The sequence below is a fragment of the Actinomadura sp. CNU-125 genome, from assembly GCF_001942465.1.
Taxonomy (GTDB): Bacteria; Actinomycetota; Actinomycetes; order Streptosporangiales; family Streptosporangiaceae; genus Spirillospora.
On record NZ_MKJY01000081.1, the window covers coordinates 1 to 18,259 of the forward strand.

Below are 18,259 nucleotides of genomic sequence, written 5' to 3' on the forward strand. Positions count from 1 at the left end.
CGCCTTCGCGGCCTTCGCCTTCGCGGCCTTCGCCTCCGCGGGCGCCTGCTTCGCGGCCTTCGCCTTCGCGGTCTCCGACTTCGCAGGCTCCGACTTCGCGGCCTTCGCCTTCGCGGACTCGGGCTCCGCGGACTTCGTCTTCGCGGGCTCCGGCCTCACGGTCTCAAGCTCCGCGGCCTTCGCCCTCGCGGACCCCGGCTTCGCCGACTCGGACTTCGCGGACTTCGCCTTCGCGGGCTCCCGCTCGGCGGCCCCCGCCGTCGCGGGCTCCGGCTTCGCGGGCTGCGGCTTCGCGGCTTTCGGTCCTGCGGGATCCGGCTTCGCGGAGTCCGGCTTCGCGGGCCGCGGCTCGGCGGCGGCGGGCGGTTCGGCGGGCTTGCGCCGCTTGGCCGCCAGCGCCACGATCCCCGGACCGCCGGACGACGCGTGCGCTTCGCCCCGCCCGGCCTGGACGCCTTTCGCGGTGCCTCGGCCGGGCCCGTGGCCGGGCCTTCCTCGGCACGCGCGGGCGCCGGTCGCTCCGCCACGTCGGCTTCCGGTTTCCCGCCCGTGTCGTTCTGCGCGGCCGTGAGAGCGCGTGCCGGCTCGGCCACCGCAGGTGCCGACTCCGGCTTCGAGTCACGAACTTCGGCGTCCACTTTCTCCTTGACCTCGTCTTCCAATGCCGGAGCGGTTCCGGGAACGGTCTTCGGCGCCCGCACGATCGGTTCGGGCGCGGCGGCGGGCTTCGACGGCTTCGGCGGGCCCTTCTCACCCCGTCCGGGCTTCGTCGGCTGCACAGCGGACGGCTCATCGGGTTCGGGCGCGTGGCGCCACGGAATTCCGGCGGCGCGCCAGGCTTCGAGGGCGCGCTGCCAGGGTGACAGGGAGGCCGGGAGGTCGGCGGCGACGCCGAACGTCAGGCGGCGCCGGACCTCGCGGGAGTCGGTCGGGTCGTCGGAGCGTGCCTCGTCCTGCTGCGGGCTCCTCGCCGTCACACGCGCTCCTTTTCGGGCCATGGGTGATGGCACACCATCAAACCGTGTCACACGGGGGTCTGTTCTGACATTGAGGTGAACGGCTACCGATCGGGGCCGCTTGAGGGTTCTATCACCTTTTGCGGGCAACGGCCGAAATATGCCGATGAGTCAGCCCGAAAGGACTCACCGTGCACATTCGCGAATGCGACACTCGTCGCACCCGCCCCCGTCCGCACGGCCCCGCCGCGGTCGGCCGCCGCGAATACCGCACCCGCGAAGGCGGTCGCCCGCACGGCTCCCGTCACGTCACCGGTCGGCCCGACCCGTGTGGAAGGCGCCCCCCGAACCGGTGCTTGGCCCACGACACTCCGCTCGCCGATCAGGCCTACCACCATGAGACGGCCCGCCTCGCGAGTCGGACCCGCGACGGGCCATGTGGCTCGCCCGGCGAGGCGACCGCCCGCCCGCGCTCGCTGATCGGGCCGACCACCGAGGGGCGACCACCTGCGCGTTCTTCGGTCGGGACGGCGCTGCGGTCTGCCGGGGCGGTTGCCGGGTCCGGCTCTTCGCTCGGGCCCGTCGTGAAAGGGCCCGCCCGCCAGGTGTGTACGCCTGCGGTGGGTCAGGCTGCAGAGTACTCGCGGGTGCTCTTCGCTTCGATGCGGCCCTTGTACGCGAGGCCCTGGACGCGGACGATCGGCGCGCCGGGCGCCGGGGCGCCGTCCACGTCCGTGGAGACGCCCATCCCGGTGGCCTCGACGTGGACGCCCGCCGGGACGACGATCTCGACCGTCGACTTGTACGCGACGACGCGGAGGGTCGTGACGGGGCCGGTGAGTTCGGCGGCGCGCAGGTCGAGCAGCGCGCGGCCCTTGTAGACGACGGACGTGAACGCGTCGGGGACGCACCAGCGGCCGCCGCGCGTGACGGTGTCCTTGTACGCGACCTGCAGGCGGCCCGCCGGGATGCCCGGGGCGGGGGCGGGGCGGGGGCCGGGGAGGTCGGCCGAGACGCGGCCGAGGTCGTCGTGGGTGCGGGCGGCGAGGGTGAGGTCGATGCGCTCGTCCAGTTCCGTCTCGCTGAGCCGGCCTTCGGCGTATGCGGTGTGGAGCCGGACGAGCACCTCGTCGCGGTCGCGGTCGGAGGCGCGGAGGGGCTGGTGCTGGACGCTCATCGCATCTCTCCTTCGAGCAAGACGAGATGTATCTTAACCCGGGCAGCCCCGATCATCGAGACATATCGCCAAATCCGGCCACCCCGCCGCGTGATCACGGAGATCGGACGTCCGCCGCGCTAGTTTTCGGACATGCACGTAGTCGCCGCAGGGGGAGCGCCCGGCCGCGCGCACGGCCCTTACACGCTGTACGACCTGGATTCGCTGCCCGAGGACGGGCGCCGGCACGAGCTCGCCGACGGGTGGCTGAGCGAACTGCCGGGCGACGTGTGGCACGACCACGCGGCCGAGCGGCTGAAGGGGATCCTGAAGGACGCGGCCCGGCAGGCGGACGCGGACGTCCATGTGGCCGGGGCGCCGCAGGACGTGACGACGCGCGCGGGCGTCCGCAAGCCGGACGTGTTCGCCGTCGCCCGCGACGTGGCGCGGCTGGCCCTCGAACGCCGTACCCGCACCTACTACGGGCCCGATCTGATCTTCGTCGCCGAGGTCGTGACGCCGCGCACGGGCAACGAGCGGACCGACCGGGTGCACAAGGTCGAAGAGTACGCCGCGACAGGGATCCCGCACTACTGGCTCGTCGACCTGGAGCCGCGGCCCACGGTGACGCTGATGGAGATCGCGGACGGGCGGTACGAGATCGTCCGGCGTGTGCGGTCCGGGGAGACGGTCGAGGTCGAACGGCCGTTCCCGATCGTGTTCGATCCGGCCCGGCTGGCCGAGATGGAGTGATCGTCCGCCGCGTTCGATGTGCCGACCGCGCGTCGGCGGGGACGTCACGGGCAAGGTCGTCCTGACCATGGTGGACTGACCCCATGCTGCTGCTGGTGACACTGGACGGCTGGCGCGCCCAGCCCGGGCCACGGTTCGTCCTGCCGGAGGCGGGGGGTGTGTGGGCGCCTGAGGACGAGCGGGACCTGCTCGCCGTCGCCGACGACGCCTTCCCCGAGGGGCAGGTCCTCGCGGTGACGCTGGACCCGGCGCCCGGGATCCGGCCGCCGCGCGCCGTGCTCGACCGGACGACCGCGACGCGCGTCCGGTACCTGCGGCGCGGCCCGGACGGACGGCACACGGCGGTGCTCGACCGCCCCGCGACGGCCGCGGCGCTCGACCTGCTCCCCCGTTCCGAGGGCGGCTGGTACCGGGAGACGTGGCGCTCGGACGTCCGGTTCGTCCCGGACGGCTACCCGGGCGGGCGGGTGAGCGCGACCGGGATCTACTTCCTGCTGCCGCCGGGCGAGGAGGCGATGTGGCATGTGGTGCGGTCCGCCGAGCTGTGGCTGTGGCATCGCGGCGGACCGCTGCACCTGCTCCTGGGCGGGGACGGCGAGCGCCCCGGCGAGCCGGAGACGATCGTCGTCGGCGCGGACGTCGCGGCCGGGCAGGCGCCGCAGGCCGTCGTCCCCGCCGGGACGTGGCAGGCGGCGCGCCCCGCCGGGCCGGAGGAGGTCCTCGTCGGCTGCGTGGTCTCCCCCGGCTTCGACGACGCCGACTTCCGCGCGGCGCCCGGGTCGCCCTAGTCGTCCTTCGCGAACGCCGCGTCGAACGAGGCCGTCGGCGGCTCCATCGCGTTGAGGGCCCGGACGAACGCGAGCGCTTCCGGCGCGCCCTGCAGGCGGTCCATCCCCGCGTCCTCCCATTCGATCGAGACGGGGCCGTCGTAGCCGATGGAGTTCAGCGCGCGGAACACGTCCTCCCACGGGACGTCGCCGCGGCCGGTCGAGATGAAGTCCCACCCGCGCCGCAGGTCCCCCCACGGCAGGTGCGACGACAGTCGGCCGCGGCGCCCGTCGCCGGTGCGGACCTTCGTGTCCTTGCAGTCGACGTGGTAGATCCGGTCGCGGAAGTCGAACAGGAAACCGACGACGTCGAGTTCCTGCCACACGAAGTGCGACGGGTCGAAGTTGAGGCCGAACGCGGGACGGTGGCCGATCGCTTCGAGCGTCCGGACGGTCGAGTGGTAGTCGTAGGCGATCTCGCTCGGGTGGACCTCGTGCGCGAACCGGACGCCGACCTCGTCGAAGACGTCCAGGATCGGGTTCCAGCGGTCGGCGAAGTCGGCGAAGCCGCGGTCGATCATCGCGTCGGGGGTGGGCGGGAACATCGCGACGGTGTGCCAGATCGAGGAGCCGGTGAACCCGATGACGGTGTCGACGCCGAGTTTCGCGGCGGCCCGCGCGGTGTCCTTGATCTCTTCGGCGGCGCGCCGCCGGACGCCCTCGGCTTCGCCGTCGCCCCAGATGCGCTCCGGCAGGATCGCTGGTGGCGTTCGTCGGGGATGTCGCAGACGGCCTGCCCGACGAGGTGGTTGGAGATCGCCCACACCTTCAGGCCGTGCGCGGCGAGCGTCTCCAGTTTGGCGGGGATGTAGGAGTCGTCGGCGAGGGCCTTGTCGACCTCGAAGTGGTCGCCCCAGCAGGCGATCTCCAGGCCCTCGTAGCCCCAGCCGGACGCGAGCCGGCAGACCTCCTCGAACGGCAGGTCCGCCCACTGGCCGGTGAACAGGGTGATCGGTCGCGGCATGTCACGCGGTCCCTTCGACGCTGGATTCGACGGTGGTCCAGCCGCCGTTCGCGGCGGCGCTGCGCTCGACGGCCGCCAGCACCCGCTGCACCCGCAGCCCGTCGGCGAACGACGGGCTGGGGTCGGTGCCGTCGGCGATGGCGGTGAGCAGGTCGGCCATCTGGTGGGTGAAGGTGTGCTCGTAACCGAGCATGTGACCGGGCGGCCACCACGCCCCCGCGTAGGGGTGGACGTCCTCGGTGACGACGATCCGGCGGAACCCGGCGGTCACCGCGTCCTCCGTCGCGTCGTGGAGCCACAACTCGTTCAGCGACTCCAGGTCGAACGACAGGGCGCCGGCCGAGCCGCTGACCTCGATCCGCAGGGCGTTCTTGCGCCCGGACGCGACGCGCGTCGCCTCGAACGTCGCGAGCGCGCCGCCGTCCGTCCGCGCCAGGAACAGCGCGGCGTCGTCCACCGTCACCGGGGCGGTCCCGCCGCCGGGCAGCGGACGCTCGTGGGTGAAGGTGTCGGTCAGCGCGGTGACGCCGGTCAGCGCGTGCCCGGTGACGAACTGGGCGGTGTCGATGATGTGCGCGCCGATGTCGCCGAGCGCGCCGGATCCGGCCCTGGCACGGTCCAGCCGCCAGGTGTGCGGCGACTCCGGGTCCGTCAGCCAGTCCTGCAGGTACTGCGCCCGGATCTGCCGGACGGTCCCGATGCGGCCCTCGGCGACCAGCCGGCGCGCGAGCGTGACGGCCGGGACGCGCCGGTAGTTGAACCCGACCATCGAGCGGACGCCGCGCGCGCGGGCCCGTTCGGCGGCGGCGACCATCGACTCGGCCTCGGCGACGGTGTTGGCGAGCGGCTTCTCGCACAGCACGTGCTTGCCCGCGTCGAGCGCGGCGACCGCGATCTCGGCGTGGCTGTCGCCCGGCGTGCAGACGTCGACGAGCTGCACGTCGTCGCGGCGCAGCAGCTCCTTCCAGTCGGTCTCGGCGGACGCCCAGCCGAGCGCGCGGGCCGCGGCGCCGGTGCGTCCGGCGTCGCGCCCGGCGAGGGCGGTCATCACGGGGGTCAGCGGCGGGTCGAAGAACGGCCCGACGCTGCGCCACGCCTGGGAGTGGGCGCGCCCCATGAACGCATGCCCGACCATCCCGACTCCGACGGTCGTCAATTCAGCTCACCTCTCAGTGTTCGCCCGGGACGGGCCCGGACGGGTCCGGGACGCGGCCCGTCCGGCTCAGGATTCGAAGCCGAGCGGCATGTACGTGTCGACGTTCGCCTTGGTGATCGTCTCGGACGAAAGCGTGATCGACTGCGGGACCTGCAACTCGACGAGGTCGGCCATGCCCTTGCCCTGCGCGATCAGCCGCGCGAGCTTGACCGCCGAACCGGCCATCGTCGGCGGGTAGGTGACGGTCGCCTCCAGCACCCCGCCCTTCTTGATCTCCCGCATGGCGTTGGCCGAACCGGCGCCGCCGACCATGAAGAAGTCGTCGCGTCCGGACTGGGTGATCGCGGCGAGGACGCCGACGCCCTGGTCGTCGTCGTGGTTCCACAGCGCGTCGATCTTCTTGTGGGCCGACAGCAGGTTGGTGGTGACCTGGTTGCCGGACTCCACGGTGAACTCCGCGGCCTGCTGGTCGGTGACCTCGAACCCGTAGGTCTTCAGCGTGTCGGCGAAGCCCTTGCTGCGGTCCTGGGTGAGGGGCAGCGTCGCGATGCCCTGCACCTCGACGATGACCGGGTTCGACGTGCCCGCGTCCTTCAGCTTCTTGCCGATGTAGTGGCCCGCGGAGACGCCCATGCCGTAGTTGTCGCCGCCGAGCCACGTCCGGTAGGAGAGCTTGTCGGGGAAGACGCGGTCCAGGTTGATCACCGGGATGCCGGCGTCCATCGCCTTGCGGGCGACCTGGTTCAGCTGCTCGCCGTCGTTCGGCAGGATGACCAGCGCGTTCACCTTCGCCTGGATCAGCGACTCGACGGCGGAGATCTGCTGGTTGATGTCGTTGGTCGGCTCGACCGGCTTCCAGTCGACATCGGTGTACTTCTTGGCCTGCGCCTCGGCGTCCTTGGCGATCGCCGCCATCCAGCCGTGGTCGGCGGCCGGGGCCGAGAACCCGATCGTGACCTTCTTGCCGGGCTTGTCGTTGTCGCCTTGCAGCGTGCCGCCCTGCGCGGCGGTGCCGCCGTCGGACGGTTCGGCGTTGCTGGTGCAGGCCGCGGCGAAGCCACCGGCGGCGACGACGGCGCCGCCGAACAGGACGCCTCTGCGGCTCGGACGGGACGGGCTGCTCTGATCGCGCATGTCGTGCTCCTGATCGGGGGTGGGGGTCGGCACGGGATCCGGGCGGGGGGACGTCAGGTGGGCGAGCGGAGCGCCCGGCGCTGCAGCAGCACGGCGACGACGATGATCGCGCCCTTGGCGATCAGCTGGTCGCTGGTCTGCAGGCCGTTGAGGATGAACAGGTTCGTGATGAGGGTGAACACCAGCACGCCGAGGATCGACCCGATGACGGTGCCGCGGCCGCCGGTCAGCAGCGTCCCGCCGATGATCACCGCGGCGATGGCGTCCAGCTCGTACAGGTCGCCGTGGGTGCTGGAACCGGTCGTCGTGCGGGCCATGATGATGATCGCCGCGACGCCGCAGCAGAACCCGGACAGGGCGTACAGCAGCAGCGTGTGGCGGCGGACGTCGATGCCGGCGAGCCGCGCCGCCTCCGGGTTGCCGCCGACCGCGAACGTCCGGCGCCCGAACGTCGTCCGGTTGAGCAGCACCCACCCGGCGGCGCCGATGGCCAGGAAGATGTACACGACCAGCGGCAGCCCGAGCACCTTCGTCGTGGACAGTTCCACGATCGCGCTGTTCTCCGGCTGCACCAGCTGGGTGCGGCGGTCCGACAGCCGCTGCGCCAGCCCGCGCGCCGCGACGAGCATCGCCAGCGTCGCGATGAACGGGACGAGCCGTCCGTAGGAGATCAGCAGCCCGCTGACGACGCCCGCGCCCGTCCCGACGAGGATCGCGCAGATCGCCATCACCGCGGGCCCGTAGGACTGGGTGGCCACCGTCGTGGCCCACACCGACGCCAGCGCCATCACCGACCCGACCGACAGGTCGATCCCGCCGCCGATGATCACGAACGTCTGGCCGACGGTGATCACGCCGATGGTGGCCGCGAGGACCAGGATGCCGACCGTGTTCCCGGTGGTCAGGAAGTTGTCCGGCTGCGTGATCGCCCCGACGGCGCACAGCAGCAGCAGCGCCAGGACGAGCCCGAGGTGCCGGGTGTCGTCGAGCGGCGGACGCCGCCACCACCGGACGTCCGGCGCCCTCGCCTCCGGTGCCTGCTCGCCCACCGAGACGGGCGCCTCGCCGCGCTCGTCCACGCCCGCGTCACTCAAAGCGCGCTCCCTTCCATGATCATGTTGAGTACGGCGGCCTCGTCGAGGTCGCGGGCGTCGCCGGTGTGCACGACCCGCCCCTCGCGGACGACCAGGACCCGGTCGGCCAGCCCCAGCACCTCGGGCACCTCGCTCGACACCAGCAGCACCGCGATGCCCCGCGACGCCAGCTCCCGGATCACCGCGTACAGCTCCGCGCGCGCGCCGACGTCGACACCGCGGGTGGGCTCGTCCAGGATCAGCAGCCGCAGGTCATCGGAGCCGAGCAGCCAGCGGGCCAGCACGACCTTCTGCTGGTTGCCGCCCGACAGCGTCACGACGGGCCGCCGCGGGTCGGGCGGGCGGATGTCCAGCGACTCAATCTGCCGCCGCACGTCGTCCTGCTCGCGGCGGCGGTCGAACCAGCCGAGCCGGGAGTACCGGCCGAGGCCCGCGACGGTCACGTTCGCGGCGACCGTCTCGTTCGGCAGCAGCGCCTGGCTCTTGCGTTCCTCCGGCGCCATGCCCATGCCGCGCCGGACGGCCGCGCCGGTGTCGCCCGGACGCACGCGGCGCCCGTCCACGAGCACCCGGCCCTTCGCGGGACGCCGCGCGCCGTAGACCGTTTCGAGGATCTCCGAGCGGCCCGACCCGACCAGCCCCGCGAGGCCGACGATCTCGCCCGCGCGCACCGTCAGCGACACGTCCGCGAACGCACCCGGGACCGTCAGGTCCTCGACCCGCAGCACCTCGGCGCCCTCGGTCGCCTCCGGCCGCTCGGGGAACACGTACTCGACGTCCCGTCCGGTCATCAGCGACACGACCTTGTCGGTCGACGTCGTCTTCGCCGGGAGGTTCCCCGCGACGGACCGTCCGTCCTTCAGCACCGTGACCCGGTCGCCGATCTCGCGGATCTCCTCCAGCCGGTGGGAGATGTACACCACGGCGACGCCCGCCGCCGTCAGCTCCCGGATGATCCGGAACAGGTTGCCCACCTCGTCGTGCGCGAGCGCCGCCGACGGCTCGTCCATCACGATCAGCTTCGCGTCGTGCGACAGGGCCCGCGCCATGCTCACGACCTGCTTGCCCGCCGCCGGGAGCCGCCCGGCCTCCCGCCGCGGCGGGATCTCGCCGTGCCCCAGCCGGCCGAGCAGCTCGCGCGCCGCCCGCTCCGCGTCGCCCCGCCGGGTGAACCCGAACGACGCCTTCTCGTGCCCGAGGAAGATGTTGTCGGCCACCGACAGGCCGTCCACCAGGTCCAGTTCCTGGTAGATGGTGGCGATTCCGGCTCGCATGGCGGCGGTCGGCCCGGCGAGCCGCACCGTCTCCCCGGCGAAGACGATCTCGCCCTCGTCCGGCTGGTGCGCGCCCGCGAGCACCTTGATCAACGTGGATTTGCCGGCGCCGTTCTGCCCGAGCAGGCAGTGCACCTCGCCCGGGAGGACGTCGAGGTCGACGCCGTCCAGGGCGCGGACGCCGGGGAACTGCTTGACGATGCCGCGCATCCGCAGCAGTGGATCGCCCATCGGGACTCCTAGGCGGTGGAGAAGACGTGGTCGCTGATGAGCCGGGCGCCGCCGACCACGCCGGCGGCCCCGGCGAGTTCGGACAGCACGATGGGCAGGTTGCCGGTGGCGAGCGGCGCCGACCGGCGGTAGACGACGCTGCGGATCTCGGCCAGCAGCGTGTGGCCGAGCCCCGCGACACCGCCCGCGATGATCACGAGTCCGGGGTTGAAGAAACTGACGAGCCCGGCGAGGACCTGGCCGACGTGCCGCCCGCCCTCCCGGATGATCCGCACCGCCGCGGGATCGCCCGCGGCCGCCGCGACCGACACGTGCTCGCCGGTCAGCTCGCCGTGCGTCTCCAGCAGCGCCGCGAGATGCACCGACTCGCCCGACTCCGCCGCCGCCCGGGCGTCCCGCGCGAGCGCCGCACCACCGAAGTACGCCTCCAGGCACCCCGAGTTGCCGCACGCGCACACCGGTCCGTCGTCATCGACCCTGATGTGCCCGATGTCGCCCGCACTGCCCGAAACACCCCGGTAGATGGCCTTGTCGACCACGATGCCGCAGCCGATGCCCGTCCCGATCTTGACGAGCAGGAAGTCGTCCACCGACCGCGCCACCCCGGACGTCAGCTCGCCGAGCGCCATCAGGTTCACGTCGTTGTCGACGAGCACCGGGCAGCCGAGCTCCTGGCCGATGGCGTCCCGCACGGGGAACCGGTCCCAGCCCGGCATGATCGGCGGGACGACCGGCATGCCGTCGCGGAAGCTGACCGGCCCCGGCACCCCGATGCCCGTCCCGTGCACCTGGTCGATCAGCCCCTCGTCGCGGAGCTTGCCGAGCAGGTCGAGCGCCCGCTCCAGCACGACCGTCGCCCCCTGCCGCACGTCGCACGGCTCGTTGACGTGCCCGAGCAGTTCGAGTTCCCCGTCGGTCACCGCGACGTCTATCGACGTCGCACCGATGTCGAACGCGACGAACCGCAGCCGCGGCGACAACCGCACGATGCCCGACCGCCGCCCGCCCCGCGACGCCGCCAGGCCGGCCCCCTCGACCAGCCCCAGCTCGACGAGCCGGTCCAGCTCGACCGCCAGCTTCGAGCGCGACAGCTTGACGACGTCGCCCAGCTCGGCGCGCGACCGCGGCCCCTCGTCGCGCAGCAGCCGCAGCAGCCGTGCCTGATGCACGTTCTGCGGACGAGCCGTCATGCGCATCTGCCTGCCTTATCTATTGCAACGCCCTCGGCGTCAGGCCCCAGGGGGCCTTCCTTCAACGGGCCTTGCCGCGATTGCTGCATCGCTCCGACTCGCCCAGGGGCTCGCTTCGCGATCAGGTTCTCGCTTCGCTCGAACCTGCCTTCGGACGCAATCGCAGTGGTCCGGGTCATGGGTGGTCGCCGTGTTGGTTGATGTGGATTTCTCGTCTCCGACCGGTTCGCAGCCGGGCCCCGTCGGGCCGGCGGCGCCGGTTCGGTGCGGAGAAGATAACCCGACTTTCGCCGTGTTGAGAAGACCTTTCGGCGAGATCGTTCAAACTTCGTCCACTAAAAAGACAAAGCCGCCCGCACGGCCTCCCGGGAGGCAGACGCACAGGTGCGATCGCGGGCGACCGCCGAATCCGGCTCGCCGGGGCTCTAGAGGCCGCGGATCACCGCGGACACGGCCTCCCGGAGCCGCGCCTCCAGGTCGAATCCGGAGCTGGAAAGTGTCCAGTGCACCACCAGGCCGTCGGCGATGGCCGCCAGGGCCGGCGCCGCGGCGTCGACCTCGCCGCCGACGTCGTCGCCGTGGGCGGGCACGTCCGCGAGAATCGCGCGCAGCCGCTCGATGAAGTGCCGGTGGTGGGCGGTGAAGCAGTCCTTGATCTCGGGGACGCGCTGGGCCAGGGTCAGCAGTTCCAGGGACAGCGGCGCGTGTTCGGGAGCCCGCGTCAGGTTGCGCGCGAACGTCCGCGTGACCAGTTCCAGCCGTTCGAGCGCCGGACCGTCGCCGTCGGCGGCGAGGACGAGTTCGCGGTGCTCGGCGTCGAGCATCTGATGCACCAGCGCGACGGCCAGTTCCTCTTTGCTCTTGAAGTACCGGTACAGGGTGCCCTTGCTCAGGCCCGATTCGGCGACGACGTCGTCCATGCGGGCCCCGTGGTAGCCCTGCCGGGCGAACACCGTCGCCGCGGCCGCTGGGGGACCGGATCGACCGCCTGGCCGTTCCGGGGCTACGGCGCGCCGGCGGCGGCTCGATGTGGGCGCGCTGGAGCGCCCTGGTCATGCGCCGCCCGGTCGTCATCGGAGGCGCCGCCGCGCTGGTGCTCCTGGCCGCCGTCGCGCCGGTGACGGGCCTGCGGCTGGGCTTCGACGTCGGCGCCTCCGCGGTCGCCGACTCACCGGCGGGCAAGGGCTACGAGATCGTCTCCGCCAAGTTCGCCCCGGGCGCGGCCACCCCGATCCAGGTGATCGCCACCAGGCCCGGCGGGCTGGACGAGGACGTCGACGGCCGGGGCGACGCCGCCCTCCTCACGGTGTTCCCCGAGGACGCCCCCGACTCGCGGGCCGCCACCGATCTCGTTCGCTGGATTCGCGGGACCGCCGTCCCCGAGTCCGCCCCGCCGGACGGGACGCGGATCGTCGTGGGCGGCCTCACCGCCCAGACCGTCGACGTCGCCGAGGAGGTCGAACGCGCCACGCCGCTCGTCCTCGCGACCGTGCTCGGGCTGTCGTTCCTGCTGCTCCTGCTCGCCTTCCGCAGCCTGCTGCTGCCGCTCAGCGCGATCGTGATGAACCTGCTCTCGGCGGGCGCGGCGTTCGGCCTGCTCACCTGGGTCTTCCAGGACGGGGTCGGAGAGTCGCTGCTGGACTTCACCAGTCGCGGATTCATCCAGGCTTACCTGCCGCTGCTCACATTCGTGGTGCTGTCATGATCACCGACGTGGTGGAGGTGAAGCAGATGGGCTTCGCCCTCGCCGTCGCGGTCGCCGTGGACGCGACGCTGATCCGGGTCGTCCTGGTGCCGGCCTTCATGCGCCTGGCCGGACGGGCGAACCGGTGGATCCCCGCCTGGCTGGACCGTGCCCTTCCCGCCGTCCAACTCGACGAAGGCGGCCTTCGGCAGCCGCACGAACGCCGCGGAACGGATCAGGACGAACGCGGCACGGACCACGCGGGCGCGGCGCACTAGGCGCGCGCACGGCCCGCCGATCGCTTGCGGGTGCGCAGGACGGTAGAGGCCCTCGGGCCGCCCGCACCGAAGCGCGGGCGACCCGAGGGCCACAGCACCGACCTCAGTGGCCGACTACCTCAGCCGGCTCCTCAGCCAGAGCGGACCGAGGCCACTGCGATTGCGAGCGAAGCCGGATTCGAGCGAAGCGAGAATCCGATCGCGCAGCGAGCCCCTGGGCGAGTCGGAGCGATGCAGCAATCGCACCGCGGTGCCCGTTGAAGGAAGGCCCCCCCGGGCCTGACGCCGAGGGCATCGCAAAACTAGTACGTGACCGCTCGCTGGGAGCTCATGGTTCGCATGATGTGCTCGACCAGGGTGATGAGGACGCGCTTGGCGTCCTCCCGGTCGCGGACGTCGCAGGAGATCACCGGCACGTCCGCCGGGAGGTCCAGGGCGTCGCGGACCTGGTCGGGCGGGTGGTCCCCGGCGCCGTCGAAGCGGTTGACCCCGATGATGAAGGGGACGCCGCGGCGCTCGAAGTAGTCCACCGACGCGAAGCAGTCGGCCAGCCGGCGGGTGTCGACGAGGACGACCGCGCCGAGGGCTCCCTTGGCCAGTTCGTCCCACATGAACCAGAACCGGTCCTGGCCGGGGGTGCCGAACACGAAGAGCACCAGGCCGTTCGGCAGCGTGATGCGGCCGAAGTCCATCGCGACGGTCGTCGTCGTCTTCTGGGCGACGGCACTGGTGTCGTCGATCCCGATGCTCTTCTCGGTCAGCGCTTCCTCGGTGCGCAGCGCACGAATCTCGCTGACCGCGCTCACCAGGGTGGTCTTGCCGACGCCGAAGCCGCCGGCCACCAGGATCTTGACGGTCAGCGCGGAATCGCCCTGCGGGGCGGCCGCGTCAGAGCGCACGGATTCCATCGATCACTTCCTTGAGTACGCGCTCGCCGGGGAACTGCGCCACAGGGGCGGGGCGCCGAACTTCGATCAGCGAGTGGTCGAGCAGGTCGCCGAGCAGGACCCGGACGACTCCGAGGGGAAGTTCCAGATCCGACGCTATCTCGACAACCGACAACGGGGTGCGGCAAAGCTCCAAGATCATGTCATGTTCCGGCTCCGGGGCCCACCCGGACGCGGCATCGCGGTCGTTCTGCGCGCCGTCCGCCGGGCGCGGCGCGGCGACGATGAGGGCGACCATGTCGAACTTGTCGGCGTCGTCATGGTCCGTCCGGCCGCCGGTGAGCGCGTACGGACGGACGACGGGTCCGGCAGCGTCGTCGTACCAGCCCGCCCCCTCCGAGCGTTCCATGTCAGCCGCCGCCCGGCTCGATCGTGGCGACGCGGGGGTCGGCGGACAGGTGCTGGCCGACGCGGGTCACCAGCATCGCCATCTCGTAGGCGATGATCCCGAGGTCGGCGTCGGCGTCGGCGAGCACCGCGAGGCAGGCGCCGCGCCCGGCGGCGGTGACGAACAGGAACGACGACTCCATCTCGACGATCGTCTGCCGGACCGGTCCGCCGCCGAACGACTCGCCGGCGCCGCGGGCGAGGCTCTGGAAGCTCGCCGCCACGGCCGACAGATGGTCGGACTCCTCGCGGGCGAGGCCGCGCGACGCGGCCATCCGCAGTCCGTCGCTCGACAGCACCACCGCGTTCTGCACGGGTGCGACGCGGTCGACGAGGCTGTCGAGCAGCCAGTTCAGGTCACCGCCGGCGCCGCCGACGGGCTCCGCGCCGGAGTGCTGGGCGTCTGTCATGGGGTGTCGTCCTCCTGGTCGCCTCGGTTCTGCGTGGTCTGTTCGCCGGCCGCGGACTCGTCCCGGCCGCGCTGCCAGCCCTGCTGCATGGCCGACATCATCGACCGCAGCGCCTCGGGCGTGCGCCCGTCCGGCTGGTCGGGCGCCGCGTCCGCCGGGACGGGCGCCGACAGCGGCGTCCCCTCCGCGGGACGGGCGCCGACAGCGGCGTCGCCTCCGGACGGGCGGGAGCGGGCGGCGCGTCCGGCGGCGCGGCGTGCCGTCCGACGGGCGGCGGGCCGGCCCAGCCGGGCTGCTGGGACGGCGCGTCCGGTTCGGGCGGCGTGCGGCCCTGGGCGGCCAGGTGCGCGTCGACCCGTTCCTTGAGCTGGGGAGCCAGGTGGGTCTGCCGCCTGCGCTTGGGCAGTTCGCCCTCCTTGAGCGGCGGCTCCGGCTCGGGCGCCGGTTCCGGTTCCGGGCGCGGCGGTTCGGGCGTCGGTTCGGCCACCGGGGCGGGCTCCGGCACGGTCTCCGGACGGCCGGGCTCCGCCTCGGCGACGAGCCGGACGACGCCGCCCGTCTCCTCCGCCGCTTGTGCGGCCGTCGGCTGCAGCGCGGGCATCGGCCCGGTGCCGCGGCGCTGGAGCCGTTCCTGCTCGGCGGGTTCGACGAGGAGGGAGCCGGGGATCAGCGCGATCGCGGTGGTGCCCCCGTAGGGGGACGGACGGAGCGTGACGCGGACGTCGTGCCGTGCGGCCAGCCGCGCCACGACGAACAGGCCGAGCTGGGCGCTGTCGGTCGGGTCGAACTCGGGCGGGTCGGCCAGCCGGGCGTTCGCGACGCGCAGCGCCTCCTCGGTCATCCCGAGCCCGCGGTCCTCGACCTCGATCGCGAACCCGTTGGCGACGGGGTGCCCGCTGACCCGTACCGGCGACTGCGGCGGCGAGAAGGTCGTGGCGTTCTCCACCACCTCGGCCAGCAGGTGGACGATGTCGGCGACGGCGGAGCCGAGCAGCGCGACCCGCGGCAGCGGCTGCACCCGGACGCGCGGGTAGTCCTCGACCTCGGCGACCGCACCGCGCACCACGTCCACCAGCGGGACGGGACGGCGCCAGCCGCGGCCCGCCGTCTTGCCCGCGAGGATCACCAGGCCCTCGGCGTGCCTGCGCATGCGGGTGGCGAGGTGGTCGAGGCGGAACAGGTCCGACAGTTCGGCCGGGTCCTCGGTGCGGCGCTCCATGCCGTCCAGCAGGCCGAGCTGGCGGTGCAGCAGGGCCTGGTTGCGGCGCGCGAGGTTCACGAAGACCTCGCTGATGCCGCGCCGCGCCGCGATCTCGCCCTCGGCGGCGACGATGACGGCCTCGCGGGCGCGGTCGAAGGACTCGGCGATCTGCCGGACCTCCTTGATGTGGAAGTCCTCGTCGCGGATCACGCGGGCCTCGGCGGGGCGTCCGGCGCGGATCTGGTCGGCGAGCTTCGGCAGCCGCCGGAGGGTGAAGTCGACGACGTTGTCGGCGAGCGTCCGGCACTCGCGCACCAGCCGCCGCGAGACGCGGGCGGCGATCAGCACGGACAGGACCACCGCGAGCAGCCCGAGCCCGGCGGCGGCGCCGAGCCGGACGAACACGTCCATCGCGATGTCGCGGGCGCGGTGGGTGAGGCTGTCGAGGGCCTGGTTCTCCAGCTCGAAGAGCCGGGCGTTGACGGCGTCGGCGGAGGCGCGCCAGTCGTTCGGGGAGACGGGCGGCGCGGCGCGTCCGGCGGTCCCGGCCCCGGCCGTCCCGGCCCCGGCCGTCCCGCTGCCGTTGCCGACCGTGCCGGACGGCCGGAGCTCGGCCTGGACGACGCGGTCCTCCAGCGCGCGGAGGCGGCGGAACTCGGCCGTCCCGGTGAGCGACTCGTAGCGGGCGCGCCCGGCGGCGGGGAGGTTCTTGACGTTGTCGGAGTACAGGTACCGCTGCGCCCCGACGAGCTGCGCGAACTCGCCGCGCTCGGCGGCGCTGAGCCGGCCGTCGGCGAGCGCGCCGGTCAGCATCGCGTCCTCGCGGGCGAGGAACTCGCGGGCGCGGCCCATCAGCACGAGCGTCTGCGCGTCGGCGGTGATCTCGCCGTTGCCGGGGGTGGTGGCGGTGTAGACGGCGAAGCCCGCGTCGATCAGCGCGGTGTAGTCCCGCAGGACGGTGCCGCGCCCGTCCGTCCCCTGGTCCACGGCGGCGCGGACGGTGTCGAGCGACCGCAGTTCGGTCACCAGGACGTCCCACCGGCGGACGACCTCGGGGATCAGGTCGTCGCGCAGGCCCTCGTCCCGCGCGCCCGAGGTCACCTGCGCGGCGGCCCGGTCGGTGACGACGCGCTGCGCGCGCAGCGCCGCCCGGTCGGTCCCGGCCGCGCCCATCGACAGCCGCCGCTCCTTCTGCAGCGCGTCGATGAGCCGCTGCGTGGGCTGGACCGCCTTCGCCTGGAACTCCCGGGCCTGCAGCAGCTGGTGGGCGTCGCCGTAGGTGACGGCGGTCAGGAACGCCCACAGCGACGCGACGGCCAGCAGCGGCGCGAGGACCAGCAGCGTGATCCGCGACCGGATGGAGGAGAAACGCGAGGCGATCACGGGCGACTGCCCCGGCTCACGGGTTCGGGACTCGGCACTCGGGGGTGGAACATGCGGGGGGAAACCTCCCGATGCGTCGTGTACGGGGGTCTGCGGAGCCTACTACGTCACAGGTTCGGGGTGATCGGCGACCGAGCGTCATCGGAATCCGTGGCGCGCGTCGGGCGGCAGAGGGTTTTCGCGATGATAAAGGAACCGGTCATTCGTCCCGCAACGCGGTACTACGCCGCTGTCTCCCCCGCCTCACGACCGGGTCACAGATACCGCCTCATCAGGCGGGGACGCCGACAGGCGCGGCGCGGGACGTTACGATGCCCGCCGTGAGTCCCGAAAGCCAGGCATCCGAGGCACTTCCGTCGCGACGCCGCCGCACGCCCCGCGGCGGCCGCCACCGCGGCGACGAATCCTTCCTGCTGCCCCCCGGATCCCCCGCGCTCGTCCTGGCCGTTCCCGGCCCGCGGCGCCCCGGCACGGAGATCGCGGACGAGCTCGCCCGGCTCGTCGAGATCGAGCACACCGGCCAGCGCGCCCATGTCGGGCACCTGGAGGGGAGCGAGGCGTCCCTGCACGGGGTGCTCGCCGGGCTGCCGCGGCAGGACGGCGAGCTCGCGGCGGTGGTGGTCCCGCTGTCCACCGGGCCGGATCCGGCGCTGGACGGCGCGGTCCGCGCGGCCGTCGCGAACGCGCCGGTGCCGGCCGTCGCCGCCGAACCGCTGGGCCCGCATCCGCTGATCGCCGAGGCGCTGCACGACCGGCTCGCCGACGCCGGTCTCGCGCGCGCCGACCGGATCCGGATGATGACGATGGTGACGGCCGCGTCCGGGTTCGTCGTCGCCACGCCGGCCGGTCCGGACGCGGTGCGGCAGGCGGAGGTGACCGGCGTGCTGCTCGCGTCCCGGCTGGCCGCCCCGGTGTTCACCGCGTCGCTGTCCGACGAGGCGGCGGTGAAGGCGGTCGCCGAGCAGTTGCGGGCGTCCGGCGCCGCGACGGTGGCGATCGCGCCGCACCTGATCGGCATCGAGCCGGAGACGGCGCTGGTCCCGGCGGCGGGCGGCGCCATCGGCGCCGGGCACGCGGCCCCGCTGGGCGCCCACCCGGCGCTGGCCCGGCTCGCCGCGCTCCGCTACGTCGAGGCGCTGGCGACCGCCCTCGCGGACTGACGGAGCCCCTCAGGGGGCGCCTCAGGGCCTCGCACGCACGACGCGGGGGCCGCGGCGGGACGTCGTCCCGCCGC

The 18,259-nt window shown here is 73.2% G+C and carries 16 protein-coding genes and 3 pseudogenes; 5 read left to right on the top strand and 14 right to left on the bottom strand.

The features are described 5' to 3' along the window. Together BJF79_RS11035 and BJF79_RS11040 are read right to left on the bottom strand one after the other, a co-directional pair. Window positions 1-402 (bottom strand): annotated as a pseudogene (locus BJF79_RS11035) (hypothetical protein); the annotation flags it as partial. A gap of 1,179 nt (window positions 403-1,581) precedes the next feature. After that, window positions 1,582-2,133: a DUF1707 domain-containing protein gene (locus BJF79_RS11040; protein WP_075896822.1), complete on the bottom strand. Its 552-nt coding sequence runs from the start codon at window positions 2,131-2,133 to the stop codon at window positions 1,582-1,584. 132 nt (window positions 2,134-2,265) lie between these two features. On the opposite strand from BJF79_RS11040, the gene BJF79_RS11045 reads away from it, so the two are divergent. Further along, on the top strand, window positions 2,266-2,865 hold the full coding sequence (locus BJF79_RS11045) for a Uma2 family endonuclease (protein WP_075896824.1): 600 nt from the start codon (window positions 2,266-2,268) through the stop codon (window positions 2,863-2,865). Window positions 2,866-2,948: 83 nt separating this feature from the next. Next, entirely contained in the window at window positions 2,949-3,653 is a 705-nt protein-coding gene (locus tag BJF79_RS11050; RefSeq protein ID WP_262401845.1) for a cupin domain-containing protein, read from the top strand. Here BJF79_RS11050 and BJF79_RS11055 read toward each other — a convergent pair. From BJF79_RS11055 to BJF79_RS59340, 8 genes and pseudogenes are all read right to left on the bottom strand, one after another. Further along, window positions 3,650-4,656, bottom strand: a pseudogene (locus tag BJF79_RS11055) (sugar phosphate isomerase/epimerase family protein). The gene BJF79_RS11050 and the pseudogene BJF79_RS11055 sit on opposite strands and share 4 nt — an antisense overlap. A 1-nt stretch (window position 4,657) precedes the next feature. Continuing rightward, complete coding sequence (locus BJF79_RS11060) at window positions 4,658-5,812, bottom strand: Gfo/Idh/MocA family protein (RefSeq protein WP_075896826.1); 1,155 nt, start codon at window positions 5,810-5,812, stop codon at window positions 4,658-4,660. A gap of 66 nt (window positions 5,813-5,878) precedes the next feature. Further along, on the bottom strand, window positions 5,879-6,946 hold the full coding sequence (locus BJF79_RS11065) for an ABC transporter substrate-binding protein (protein WP_075896846.1): 1,068 nt from the start codon (window positions 6,944-6,946) through the stop codon (window positions 5,879-5,881). Window positions 6,947-6,999: 53 nt separating this feature from the next. Continuing rightward, complete coding sequence (locus BJF79_RS11070; RefSeq protein ID WP_262401846.1) at window positions 7,000-8,040, bottom strand: ABC transporter permease; 1,041 nt, start codon at window positions 8,038-8,040, stop codon at window positions 7,000-7,002. Beyond that, window positions 8,037-9,545: a sugar ABC transporter ATP-binding protein gene (locus tag BJF79_RS11075; RefSeq protein ID WP_075896828.1), complete on the bottom strand. Its 1,509-nt coding sequence runs from the start codon at window positions 9,543-9,545 to the stop codon at window positions 8,037-8,039. The genes BJF79_RS11070 and BJF79_RS11075 overlap by 4 nt, the downstream gene beginning before the upstream one ends. Before the next feature lie 8 nt (window positions 9,546-9,553). Next, a complete protein-coding gene (locus BJF79_RS11080) occupies window positions 9,554-10,735 on the bottom strand; it encodes an ROK family transcriptional regulator (RefSeq protein WP_075896850.1) in 1,182 nt (393 codons plus the stop codon). A 425-nt stretch (window positions 10,736-11,160) separates the two neighbouring features. Then, window positions 11,161-11,559 (bottom strand): TetR family transcriptional regulator C-terminal domain-containing protein, encoded by a 399-nt coding sequence (locus BJF79_RS11085; RefSeq protein ID WP_262401847.1) that lies wholly within the window; start codon window positions 11,557-11,559, stop codon window positions 11,161-11,163. Window positions 11,560-11,580: 21 nt separating this feature from the next. Beyond that, window positions 11,581-11,691: pseudogene (locus tag BJF79_RS59340) on the bottom strand (TetR/AcrR family transcriptional regulator); the annotation flags it as partial. Between the two features lie 71 nt (window positions 11,692-11,762). Here BJF79_RS59340 and BJF79_RS11090 point away from each other — a divergent pair. Together BJF79_RS11090 and BJF79_RS11095 are read left to right on the top strand one after the other, a co-directional pair. Beyond that, window positions 11,763-12,440 (top strand): MMPL family transporter, encoded by a 678-nt coding sequence (locus BJF79_RS11090; protein ID WP_075896830.1) that lies wholly within the window; start codon window positions 11,763-11,765, stop codon window positions 12,438-12,440. Continuing rightward, the gene (locus tag BJF79_RS11095; protein ID WP_075896832.1) at window positions 12,437-12,697 is read left to right on the top strand and encodes an MMPL family transporter; all 261 of its coding nucleotides are present in this window, start codon (window positions 12,437-12,439) and stop codon (window positions 12,695-12,697) included. Before BJF79_RS11090 ends, BJF79_RS11095 begins: the two co-directional genes overlap by 4 nt. A gap of 302 nt (window positions 12,698-12,999) precedes the next feature. On the opposite strand, the gene BJF79_RS11100 is transcribed toward BJF79_RS11095, so the two are convergent. From BJF79_RS11100 to BJF79_RS11115, 4 genes are all read right to left on the bottom strand, one after another. Beyond that, complete coding sequence (locus BJF79_RS11100; RefSeq protein WP_075896834.1) at window positions 13,000-13,605, bottom strand: GTP-binding protein; 606 nt, start codon at window positions 13,603-13,605, stop codon at window positions 13,000-13,002. Continuing rightward, window positions 13,586-13,993, bottom strand: coding sequence for a DUF742 domain-containing protein (locus BJF79_RS11105; protein ID WP_075896836.1), 408 nt, complete (start codon window positions 13,991-13,993; stop codon window positions 13,586-13,588). The genes BJF79_RS11100 and BJF79_RS11105 overlap by 20 nt, the downstream gene beginning before the upstream one ends. A 1-nt stretch (window position 13,994) precedes the next feature. Beyond that, complete coding sequence (locus BJF79_RS11110; RefSeq protein ID WP_075896838.1) at window positions 13,995-14,441, bottom strand: roadblock/LC7 domain-containing protein; 447 nt, start codon at window positions 14,439-14,441, stop codon at window positions 13,995-13,997. 97 nt (window positions 14,442-14,538) lie between these two features. Further along, entirely contained in the window at window positions 14,539-17,025 is a 2,487-nt protein-coding gene (locus BJF79_RS11115) for a nitrate- and nitrite sensing domain-containing protein (RefSeq protein WP_075896840.1), read from the bottom strand. A 320-nt stretch (window positions 17,026-17,345) separates the two neighbouring features. On the opposite strand from BJF79_RS11115, the gene BJF79_RS11120 reads away from it, so the two are divergent. Beyond that, a complete protein-coding gene (locus tag BJF79_RS11120) occupies window positions 17,346-18,185 on the top strand; it encodes a sirohydrochlorin chelatase (RefSeq protein WP_083733338.1) in 840 nt (279 codons plus the stop codon). The last annotated feature ends 74 nt before the right edge of the window (window positions 18,186-18,259 follow it).

Bases quoted from the DNA above. Each gene is read 5' to 3' on its own strand.
- BJF79_RS11040 (WP_075896822.1), bottom strand. From the start codon at position 2,133: ATGAGCGTCCAGCACCAGCCCCTCCGCGCCTCCGACCGCGACCGCGAC.
- BJF79_RS11045 (WP_075896824.1), top strand. From the start codon at position 2,266: ATGCACGTAGTCGCCGCAGGGGGAGCGCCCGGCCGCGCGCACGGCCCT.
- BJF79_RS11050 (WP_262401845.1), top strand. From the start codon at position 2,949: ATGCTGCTGCTGGTGACACTGGACGGCTGGCGCGCCCAGCCCGGGCCA.
- BJF79_RS11065 (WP_075896846.1), bottom strand. From the start codon at position 6,946: ATGCGCGATCAGAGCAGCCCGTCCCGTCCGAGCCGCAGAGGCGTCCTG.
- BJF79_RS11075 (WP_075896828.1), bottom strand. From the start codon at position 9,545: ATGGGCGATCCACTGCTGCGGATGCGCGGCATCGTCAAGCAGTTCCCC.
- BJF79_RS11080 (WP_075896850.1), bottom strand. From the start codon at position 10,735: ATGACGGCTCGTCCGCAGAACGTGCATCAGGCACGGCTGCTGCGGCTG.
- BJF79_RS11085 (WP_262401847.1), bottom strand. From the start codon at position 11,559: ATGCTCGACGCCGAGCACCGCGAACTCGTCCTCGCCGCCGACGGCGAC.
- BJF79_RS11090 (WP_075896830.1), top strand. From the start codon at position 11,763: ATGTGGGCGCGCTGGAGCGCCCTGGTCATGCGCCGCCCGGTCGTCATC.
- BJF79_RS11095 (WP_075896832.1), top strand. From the start codon at position 12,437: ATGATCACCGACGTGGTGGAGGTGAAGCAGATGGGCTTCGCCCTCGCC.
- BJF79_RS11100 (WP_075896834.1), bottom strand. From the start codon at position 13,605: ATGGAATCCGTGCGCTCTGACGCGGCCGCCCCGCAGGGCGATTCCGCG.
- BJF79_RS11105 (WP_075896836.1), bottom strand. From the start codon at position 13,993: ATGGAACGCTCGGAGGGGGCGGGCTGGTACGACGACGCTGCCGGACCC.
- BJF79_RS11110 (WP_075896838.1), bottom strand. From the start codon at position 14,441: ATGACAGACGCCCAGCACTCCGGCGCGGAGCCCGTCGGCGGCGCCGGC.